General features: G+C 39.4%; 11 protein-coding genes. 10 read left to right on the forward strand and 1 reads right to left on the reverse strand.

Annotated elements, in window-relative coordinates:
* The 6 genes from pta to GQR39_RS06210 all read left to right on the forward strand — a co-directional run bounded on the left by pta (nt 1) and on the right by GQR39_RS06210 (nt 5439).
* On the forward strand, nt 1-2160 hold the full coding sequence (pta, locus tag GQR39_RS06185; protein WP_165735110.1) for a phosphate acetyltransferase: 2160 nt from the start codon (nt 1-3) through the stop codon (nt 2158-2160).
* 226 nt (nt 2161-2386) lie between these two features.
* Nucleotides 2387-2773, forward strand: a complete 387-nt coding sequence (locus GQR39_RS06190; protein ID WP_024592533.1) for an ACT domain-containing protein — start codon at nt 2387-2389, stop codon at nt 2771-2773.
* Between the two features lie 3 nt (nt 2774-2776).
* The gene (locus GQR39_RS06195) at nt 2777-3274 is read left to right on the forward strand and encodes a PTS glucose transporter subunit IIA (RefSeq protein ID WP_165735111.1); all 498 of its coding nucleotides are present in this window, start codon (nt 2777-2779) and stop codon (nt 3272-3274) included.
* Between the two features lie 4 nt (nt 3275-3278).
* The gene (locus GQR39_RS06200; protein WP_024592532.1) at nt 3279-3623 is read left to right on the forward strand and encodes an ArsC family reductase; all 345 of its coding nucleotides are present in this window, start codon (nt 3279-3281) and stop codon (nt 3621-3623) included.
* Nucleotides 3623-4753, forward strand: a complete 1131-nt coding sequence (gene dapE / locus GQR39_RS06205) for a succinyl-diaminopimelate desuccinylase (RefSeq protein ID WP_165735112.1) — start codon at nt 3623-3625, stop codon at nt 4751-4753. Before GQR39_RS06200 ends, dapE begins: the two co-directional genes overlap by 1 nt.
* On the forward strand, nt 4753-5439 hold the full coding sequence (locus GQR39_RS06210; protein ID WP_165735113.1) for a M15 family metallopeptidase: 687 nt from the start codon (nt 4753-4755) through the stop codon (nt 5437-5439). The genes dapE and GQR39_RS06210 overlap by 1 nt, the downstream gene beginning before the upstream one ends.
* A gap of 19 nt (nt 5440-5458) precedes the next feature.
* Here GQR39_RS06210 and GQR39_RS06215 read toward each other — a convergent pair whose 3' ends face one another.
* A complete protein-coding gene (locus GQR39_RS06215) occupies nt 5459-6328 on the reverse strand; it encodes a DMT family transporter (RefSeq protein ID WP_024590438.1) in 870 nt (289 codons plus the stop codon).
* A 511-nt stretch (nt 6329-6839) separates the two neighbouring features.
* Here GQR39_RS06215 and GQR39_RS06220 point away from each other — a divergent pair.
* The 4 genes from GQR39_RS06220 (at nt 6840) to GQR39_RS06235 (ending at nt 9916) form a co-directional block, all read left to right on the forward strand.
* Nucleotides 6840-8204: an adenine DNA methylase gene (locus tag GQR39_RS06220; protein ID WP_165735114.1), complete on the forward strand. Its 1365-nt coding sequence runs from the start codon at nt 6840-6842 to the stop codon at nt 8202-8204.
* Between the two features lie 8 nt (nt 8205-8212).
* Nucleotides 8213-8638, forward strand: coding sequence for a YcfL family protein (locus GQR39_RS06225; protein ID WP_007582549.1), 426 nt, complete (start codon nt 8213-8215; stop codon nt 8636-8638).
* An 11-nt stretch (nt 8639-8649) separates the two neighbouring features.
* The gene (lpoB, locus tag GQR39_RS06230) at nt 8650-9270 is read left to right on the forward strand and encodes a penicillin-binding protein activator LpoB (RefSeq protein WP_165735115.1); all 621 of its coding nucleotides are present in this window, start codon (nt 8650-8652) and stop codon (nt 9268-9270) included.
* Nucleotides 9271-9448: 178 nt separating this feature from the next.
* Nucleotides 9449-9916 (forward strand): glycine zipper 2TM domain-containing protein, encoded by a 468-nt coding sequence (locus GQR39_RS06235; protein ID WP_008134100.1) that lies wholly within the window; start codon nt 9449-9451, stop codon nt 9914-9916.
* Nucleotides 9917-10263 lie beyond the last annotated feature (347 nt).

The following is a 10263-nucleotide window of genomic DNA, read 5'->3' on the forward strand; positions in this document are numbered from 1 at the left end:
ATGGCACGTCGTATTATGTTAATTCCTGTTTCTACCGGTGTGGGTTTGACGTCGGTATCAGTTGGTTTAGTGCGTGCACTTGAACAAAAAACAGTTAAAGTTAACTTTTTCAAACCAATAGCTCAGCCACGTTCTGGTGAAACAGGCCCTGAAAAATCAACGCAAATAGTTACTCAAGGCTCACCTATTAACCCACCAATGCCTTTTGCACTTGATTATGCTGAGCAAATGATTGGCGACGGTAAAGGTGATGACCTACTAGAGGAAATTGTTGAACGCTTTGAAAGTAAAATAAACGACGACGAAGTCGCTATTATTGAAGGTATGGTACCTACTCGTCGCCAACCTTATGCTGGGCGTGTAAACCGCGAAATTGCGCAAACACTCGGCGCCGAAATTGTATTTGTACTTACCCCTGGTAATTACACCATTACTCAAATAGAAGACCGCCTTGAAATCGCAGCAGGTAACTATGGTGGTATCGATCACCCTCGCGTACTGGGCTGTATTTTTAATAAAGTAAATGCGCCACTTGATGAAGAAGGTCGTGCACGCGCCGATTTAGTCGATGCCTATAAACCTGAAGAGCTTGAAAACGAGTTAAATCGTTTAGCCTCCCTGCCTATTTTTAAAAATAATCCGTTCATGTTACTTGGCGCAATCCCGTGGGATTTTGACTTAGTAGCGCCGCGCGTAAAAGACTTAAGTGCGTATTTAAAAGCAACAATAATTAACGAAGGCGATATGCTTCATCGTCGCCTGCGACGTATTACTTTTTGTGCTCGTACGGTTTCAAATATTTTAAATTATTTTACGCCAGGCGCTTTATTAGTAACACCGGGCGATCGCTCTGACATACTTGTTGCTGCGTGCTTATCTGCTATGAACGGCACTAAACTTGGCGCTATATTACTCACCGGTGGCTTTGAGCCAGAGCCACGTATTATGGCCTTGTGTGAGCAAGCCATGCAAACCGGTTTACCAATACTCGCAACCGATGCAGACACATGGCGTACATCATTACTACTGCATAACTTTAATATGGAAGTACCAAATGATGATGACCAACGTATTGAAAAAGTGAAAGATCACAACGCAGAGCATATCAATTCAAGCTGGCTAGATACTCTAGCTAAAAGTGTAGGTAAAACTCGTAAGTTATCACCACCCGCATTTCGTTACTTACTTACCACTAAAGCGCGTAAAGCAGGTAAAACCGTGGTTCTGCCAGAAGGCAATGAACCTCGTACAATTAAAGCGGCTGCTATTTGTGGTCAACGCGGAATTGCTAAAACTATATTACTAGGCGATCGCGAAGAAATAATGCGTATTGCACAGCAGCAAGGTATTGAGCTAAACGAACATGTAAGTATTATCGAGCCTCAAAGCATTATTAATGATTATATTGCGCCTATGGTCGAAATTCGTAAAAGCAAAGGCCTAACTGCCGTAGTAGCACAAGAGCAACTACAAGATAACGTCGTACTGGGTACAATGATGCTTGAGCAAGGTAAAGTAGACGGTTTAGTATCGGGTGCAGTAAACACTACGGCAAATACAATTCGCCCACCACTGCAATTAATTAAGACAGCACCAGGGTCATCACTAGTATCATCTGTATTTTTTATGCTACTGCCTGACCAAGTGTTAGTTTACGGTGACTGTGCGATTAACCCAGACCCTAATGCTGAACAACTCGCAGACATAGCGATTCAATCTGCCGATTCTGCAGCTGCATTTGGCATAGAGCCGCGTGTTGCCATGATCAGCTACAGCACGGGCACTTCTGGTACAGGTGCCGATGTTGAAAAAGTACGTGAAGCCACAAAAATAGCAAAACAAAAACGCCCTGATCTAATTATCGACGGCCCACTACAATACGATGCAGCTATAATGGAAAACGTAGCACTTAAAAAAGCACCTAACAGCCCTGTAGCCGGTAAAGCGACTGTATTTATATTCCCAGATTTAAATACGGGTAATACCACGTATAAAGCAGTACAACGTAGTGCCGACTTGATAAGTATTGGCCCTATGCTGCAAGGTATGCGTAAACCTGTAAACGATTTAAGCCGTGGTGCATTAGTTGATGATATTGTATATACAATCGCCTTAACTGCCATTCAGGCAGCTCAAACAGAAGCGCTAATTACTCATTAAACGTAACGTGTGCTTTTTATAGCCTAGCTATTATTTATTTAATAATTAACTAGTTAGGTTATTTATACCCTGCAACCCCCATACTTATCCACAGAAATTGTGGGTAAGTTTTTACTCCCTTCTTTTATCTACTTATTTACTGCTGAGTTAGTCGTTGTTACACCTTTAATTTAAAGCCAATAATCTATACTATAAAGCTATCAATATTGCTGTTCGCAGGCTTTTAATGTCAAAACAAACATTACAATTACACAGCACCATTTTATCTATACACAGTTTAGATGTAGATGCCGACATACCTGCGGCACTTTTAAAGCAATCTTTGTTTTTTATTTCTAAAACCCATGATGAACTTTCAATTGTATGCCCAAGCGATTTTGAAGTAAAAAGCCTGGATACCGAACCCGACTGGCAAGCTTTAGAGGTTGTAGGTCCACTTGGCTTTTCGTTAACCGGAATTATGGCTAATATTTCAGGGGTATTAGCGCGCGCTAAAATTTCTATCTTTTCAATTTCAACCTACGATACTGATTATATTCTCATAAAAAAACACACTGCAGAAAATGCTATTTCCGCTTTAAAAAAAGAGGGTTATAACGTGGTGGGAAACTAACTTATGAAAGCTCAAAAAATTGACTATTTAGCTCAAAATAAAACGCCTCTTAATGCAATAAATATAACCAGCCCATTTACAGGTAAAGTAATTGAACTGAAAGAGCATCCAGAACCTTTTTTTCGTTTTGGCACTCTGGGCCCTGGTATTATGGTGCAACTAACAAGTCATAAAATTTTAGCACCGTTTGATGGAACTTTATTACAAGTAAAAAATGCAGGTACTGAGTTTATTCTACAAGCTAATAATGGTCTAAAAGTCTTGATTAACTTAACTATTTTTGATTCGCAATCAATTACGCATACCCATATTGCGCAACTCAATGGTAGCAAAATATGCAAAGGTCAACGCCTTGCTTATTTTGATTTACGAGAACTTGATACTCCAATGCTTGCTAGTTTAATTTTACTAAACAGCCATAACCTTGGCACATTTCATTACTCGCATTCGCATGTAAATGCGGGTGAAGACACACTATTAACTATTATTAAGAAGAACTAGATTTATGATCACTCTATACGGCATTAGCAACTGCGATACGATAAAAAAAGCTAAAAAACATTTAACTGATAACAACATCGAATTTACGTTTCATGACTACCGCAAAGATGGCGTAAATGAGCAAATGGTGAGTGAATTTGCAGACAAGCTCGATTGGGAACAACTCGTTAATAAACGTGGAACAACTTATCGCGCATTAACTGATGAGCAAAAACAAAGTCTAACTAAAGAAAGTGCTATCCCATTGTTGGTTGAACAACCTGCCATGATCAAACGTCCAGTACTGGTAAACAATGGCAGTTACCATTTAGGTTTTAAAGCAGCCCAATACGACGAGATTTTTAAATAATGACTAATGACGTAATTCAACTCGCCCAAGCGCTAATCCAACGTGAATCGGTAACGCCCGAAGATGCTGGCTGCCAACAAATGATGAACGATCGCCTTGCTGCGGTTGGTTTTAATATAGAATCATTATTTTTTACCGACACACTTAATACTTGGGCTAGAAAAGGCACACAATCGCCGCACTTTTGTTTTGCTGGTCACACCGACGTTGTACCAACAGGCCCTGAAAAAAATTGGCAACACCCGCCGTTTTCAGGATTAATAAAAGACGGCCTACTGCACGGGCGTGGTGCTGCCGATATGAAAGGCTCATTAGCCGCAATGCTTGTAGCAACCGAACGTTTTGTTACTAAACATCCAGATCATAAAGGCTCGATTTCTTTTTTAATCACTTCTGACGAAGAAGGACCGTTTATAAACGGCACAACACGTGTAATAGATACGCTAGAGGCACGTGGTGAAAAAATTGATATGTGCCTAGTAGGCGAACCCTCATCACGAGATGTATTAGGCGATGTTGTTAAAAATGGCCGAAGAGGCTCACTTACCGCTTACCTAACGGTTAAAGGCGTACAAGGTCATGTTGCCTACCCACATTTAGCACAAAACCCAATTCATCTAGCAACGCCTGCACTTACTGAGCTTAGCCAAACGGTGTGGGATAACGGAAACGAATACTTCCCTGCTACCAGCTTTCAAATTTCGAATATTAATGGCGGTACAGGTGCTGGTAACGTGATCCCGGGTGATCTAGAAGTACAGTTTAACTTTAGATTTAGCACGCAAGTAACACATGAGCAATTACAACAGCGTGTAAATGACATTCTACAAAAGCATAACTTAAATTATGAATTAAGTTGGATAGTAAATGGCTTACCTTTTATTACCGAGCACGGGCCGCTTGTTGATGCCACTGTTACAGCTATTAAATCAGTAACCGGTTTAACCACGAATCTAGAAACTACCGGCGGCACATCTGACGGTCGCTTTATTGCACAAACAGGCGCTAAAGTAATTGAACTTGGCCCACGTAACGCCACTATTCATAAAGTAGATGAATGCGTAAGTACCGATGATTTAATAGCCCTTACCGACATTTACGAGCAAATACTAGAGCAACTTTTAACATAATGGATGTAACTAAACCAACACCAATAATGTGTATCACAGGGCAAAGTGATACACATTTAACTGATATACAAAATCATCGCTTGCACAGCGCTATTATCAGCGACTTTTTAGCGCTGCAAAGTGCAGCACAAAAAGCAGGATTTGAGCTTACTATTGCCTCAAGTTTTCGCGACTTTAATCGTCAATCAATTATTTGGAATAATAAGTTTTTAGGTATTAGACCTGTTTATAATAAACAGCAAGAAGTTGTAGATTTAACTAAGCTAAGCGATATTGATAAATGTATGGCAATAATGCTCTACTCTGCACTACCTGGCGCAAGCAGACACCATTTAGGGACTGACTTAGATGTGTTTGATAAAGCTGCGGTAAGTGATGATTATAAACTACAACTAACACCTGATGAATACCTACAAGGTGGGCCGTTTGCACCTTTAAGTAATTGGCTTGATACTAACTTAGTTGAATTTGGTTTTTATCGCCCTTACCAGCATGATTTAGGGGGCGTAGCACCTGAGCTTTGGCATATAAGCCATATTAAGCAATCACAAAAATTAGTGAATACACTTAGCGAACAAGTACTTTTTGAATGCATAAAAAACAGTGAACTACAGGGTAAGCAGGCAATACTTGATAACTTACCCGCTATTTATACACGCTTTGTAACAAACGTTAGTCCGCCATAAAGAACTTGTTTAAGTGGTATCACACCTTCTTTTTATTTAAGATAAATACCAGTACAGCGCCTAATATTAATGAGCTTGCTACAATAAACTCCATTGTTACCTGCTCTGATAAAAACAAGACCCCGGCAACGGCTGCAAGTACAGGTACACAAAGCTGCACAACAGCAGCTTGGGTACTTTTAAGCAGTGGCATAGCCACATACCAAACACTGTAACCAATTCCAGACGCTATCGCACCCGAGGCACATGCAAGCAAAACCCCTTCAATACTCATATTTTTTAAATAACTCATACCAACAAGTAATAAAACAGGGATAGCCACTAAGCTTCTTATAAAATTAAACCCTGTAGTACGCAGTGGCGATACGCACACTTTACCGCGAATACTGTAAATACCCCATGCCACACCACTGAGTGCCATGAGTGATGCACCTAATAATGAAGGTACAGCAGCAGATGGCAGCATTAAATATACAAACCCACCTAGCGCCACTATAAACGCGCACCACTGAAGCACACTCAACTGCTCTTTTTGATATATACCCCAGCCAATCATAGTGAGTTGCACGGCTGAAAACAAAATCAGTGCACCGGTGCCTGTATCTAGCTCTACGTATGCAATCGAAAAACAAAGTGCATAAACTAAAAGGCTTATACTGCTTCGCCAGCTTCCTTTATCACTTAAAATAGCGGGGTTAAATGTGCCTTTTCGTTTTAAATTATGAGTATAAATAGCCATTATAATGCCCAAACACGCAGCACCACTGAGTAAGCGAATAACTGTAAAGTTCCAAGCATCTATATAGCCTTCGGCTAAAGCCATTCTGCAAAAAAGAGAATTTGCAGCAAACGCAATTAAAGCAATGATTGTATACAACGTAGCTTTCAAAAAAATTCCTTAGCAATAAAAACAAATTACAGCGTTATTTCAATTAATTAATTAACCTACTAAGCTAAAAACATTGTCATAAGCGCCTATAAAACCGCTTACTGAGCAGCACATTTAAACAGGATTGTTATAACTGTGCAAAGGGAGTATTTAGTTTTAATAAATTAGATCATTTATACTAAAATCTTAGCCGCATTTGCAAAATACGGTGTCTACAACACAAGATATCCTTTTAGTCTTTTTCGTATACGACTTAGTGAATAGCAATTACTTCATTTAAAAAATTCATTTATCATTACGCTTTAGGGATCATTGTATTCAATAAGACCAATAAAGTACCTTAAGCATTTCAATATTGTTACCCAACAAGAAAATTCACACTTTGTTCACCAATGTCATTTTATATTTCTTTATTAGCAGGCAGTTTTACTCTACGATTTTTTACAATATTTCACACATTTAGCTAAAAATAATATGTTAATGTATACAGGTGAATTGAGAGGAGTGCGCAGTGCGCCTAAGTATAATTTTAAGCTTTTGTTGTATTTTAAGTGGGTGTAGCACAATGGGCTTTAATGACCTATTTAATGACTATGCCACGCAAATGACACCAATAAGAAATGCGATCGAGAAAAACAATATCGAAGAAGCGCAATCCCTTATTGCCAATAATAGCACCATGCACAGCAGCTACTTACTCAATCAACTTGAGCAAGCTCGCTTAAACGACTTAGCCAATATGCCACAAGAGGCACAAAGTAAATTTGAGAACGTGTATACGCAAATGCAAAAAAAACGTGAAGCCGCCAAAATACAAGTAAGTGCGGGGCTTGAGCAAAGCAATGCGTTATTTACTAACGACTCAGCCATAACTTATGTGCCACCGGCTTACGAAATGAGTATGCTTCATAGTTATAAAGCACTTAACTACGTGTATAAAAATGATGTAGAAGGCGCTTTGGTCGAAATTCGCCGCGCTAATAAAGTACAAGTTGATGCACTAAGCGAAAATAAAACAGATGGCGACTCAACAGTTAAAGAAGCGCAGCAGCACTACCCTAGCATGGGCAATGTAACCAGAGATGTAAAAAATGGCTTTCAAAATGCCTACACATTTTATTTATCTGCTTTGCTTTACCAAAGTGCTAAACAGTATGACGATGCTTATATTGATTATAAAAAAGCACTGGCTATACAACCTAACAATATTTATTTACAGCAGGACGTAATGCGCCTTGCTAAAAAACAAGGGTTTGACCAAGACCTAAGCGAATTTAAAAAACGTTTTAGTGATGCACCCACAATTTCTGCAACGCAAGGCGAAGTAATTGTTTTATTTGAACAAGGCTTAGTACCAAAACAAGATGAATTTAAACTGCGCTTACCAATTTATTCATCACGCGGCGATGCACGCTTTTACAGCCTTGCAATGCCAGTATATAAAGATAATGCCTATGTGCGCCGCCTTAATAATATAAACTTAGATGCACAAAGCTTAGAGCTGAGCCCATTAGTACACATTGAAGCACTTGCAGCAAAAACATTAGAAGATCAAATACCTGCAAAAGTAGCTCGCCAAGTGCTTAGATTAGTAGCTAAAGAAAAAGTCCGCGCAGAGCTTGCTCGCAGTGCCGGTGATGTAGGTAACATACTTGCTAATATTTATAATTTGGCGTCTGAGCAAGCTGATACACGTAGCTGGCTTACACTTCCAAATCAAATAAGTGTTGCAAGGCAAAGCCTAAATACAGGTGAGCATTCTTTGCATATAGGCACACAAGCACCTATAAATTTTACCGTTAGTAAGCAAGGGTTAACGTTAATTTACTTAACCTCCGTTAATAACTACTTTAATTACCACGTAGTTCAACTTTAGGAGCCATCATGAAATACATAGCGCCATTATTAGCAGTCTTAATGCTCAGTGCATGTTCCAGCAAACCGGTTACATCGGGTATTTCTGTTGAACAAAATAAAAATCAGTTTAATGAGCAATTACGTGTAGATAACCCAGAGCTCGGTAAAAAGCTGGCCATTACTGATGTTAAAACACGTCAAACCAACCAGTTGACCGATGTAGTAGTGACACTTTCGAGCCAGTATAAAAAATCACAGTATTTGCAGTATCAATTTAATTGGTTTGATAAAGACGGCTTTGTTATTAAAGGCAATCATTCACCTTGGCAAGCACTCACCTTATTTGGTTTTGCAAAAACACAATTACCGGGCTTAGCACCTAGCTCTGATGCGGTTACCTTTTCTTTAGCAGTAAGAGAAGTGTCTACCGAATCACAAGAATTTAAAGATTAAAGGAAACAACCATGATCACCAGTAACAAATTTAAAACAGCATCAACTTACGCTTTAGTTGGCTTGAGCGCTTTAGTATTAAGTGGCTGTGCTAATAAAGCCGTAGTAAGTTATGGCGATGCACAAGCAGTAGAAACAACAGATATTAATTTTGGTTCTACCGACTTACAAAAAGTAGCGAGCCAAATGACCGACTCATTACTCAGCTCACCTGTTGTTGGCACAATGACCGCTAATAAACGCCCTGTAGTATTTGTTGAGCGTATTAAAAATAAAACCAGCGAGCACATTGATACAGAATCAATCACCGATTCAATCTCAACACAAATGCTACGCAGCGGTAAGTTCCGTTTTGTAGATATGACCCGTGTTGAGTCAGTACGTGAGCAATTAACGTTTCAAAATGAAGATGCTCTTGTTAACCCTGCAACAGCCGTTGCATTTGGTAAACAAATTGGTGCGCAATATATGTTATATGGAAACTTATCAAGTATTGTTAAATCAAATGCCGACAAATCAGACGTATACTACAAATTTACAATGCGTTTAATGGATATGGAAAGCGGCCTAGTTGAGTGGGCAGACGAAACTGAAATTCGTAAAACGAAAGAAAAATCAACCTTTGGCTGGTAGCCAATACCAATCTGCTTATATATGGGGTCTATTTAACGTTAAGAAAATTACGCTAGTACTAGGCAAAAATTTTTGTATTTAGTTGTTCTAAATAAAAAATTTTTAACGACGTTATAGCGCAATTTAATTCGTTAAATTGATCAAAGATTTATGCAGGTTGATATAAAAGGAGCAAGTTATGAAAGCAATTACTGTAATTATGTGCGCTTTACTTACAATAAGCGCGCCTACGTTTGCTAAATACGAGCGCAATAAAGCAGTCCCTGTGCAGCAAGTTTTATTTGGTGACGTAAAATCGGTACGCAATATTACCGAACAAGAAATCATTCAAGACAAAAACAACGGCTGGAAAACCTTCGGCGGTGCATTACTCGGTGGCGTAGTAGGCAACCAGTTTGGTGGTGGTAGCGGCCGCACAGTAGCAACAATATTAGGTTCGGTAATTGGCGGCAGTGTTGCACATAATAGGCAGCAGCAAAGTCATTATCAGCAAAATCACTTTGTAGAGTTATTAATACAAGTTGAAAATGGCGACCAGTTTATGGTTGTTCAAGATCAGGACCAATCAATGCGTTTTAGCAAAGGCGATAACGTAAGATTAGTGTACTTGAACGACAACACAGTGCGTGTAGATAAAGCGTACTAGGACGTGCTGAACTTTGGTGGTTGAATTTGCAGCAGAATGTTTGGTATTTAGACAAGGCAGAGCCTATGAACTGTGGTTGTTCCCTATAAATAGGCGATAACGCAGCATAAATGCCAAACATGCGCTGCCCGAAGGGTTCTGCCTAGCGGCAATTAACTCTTTGTTGCTCGGTTTTTACTTATTCTTACATGGATGTAAGCCTGTCTCTTGATCACAACTTTTCTGTCTGCTGAATTGATATTAACAATTCGGCAGATTCGACCATTTCTGCTAATTTCAACCACCCCTTCCAGAGTGCTTTTACGCCAACTCGACCATTTCTTTTACTGTCATACCACCCTCCCAAT

This window comes from Pseudoalteromonas sp. C8 (assembly GCF_011378685.1).
GTDB lineage: Bacteria > Pseudomonadota > Gammaproteobacteria > Enterobacterales > Alteromonadaceae > Pseudoalteromonas > Pseudoalteromonas arctica.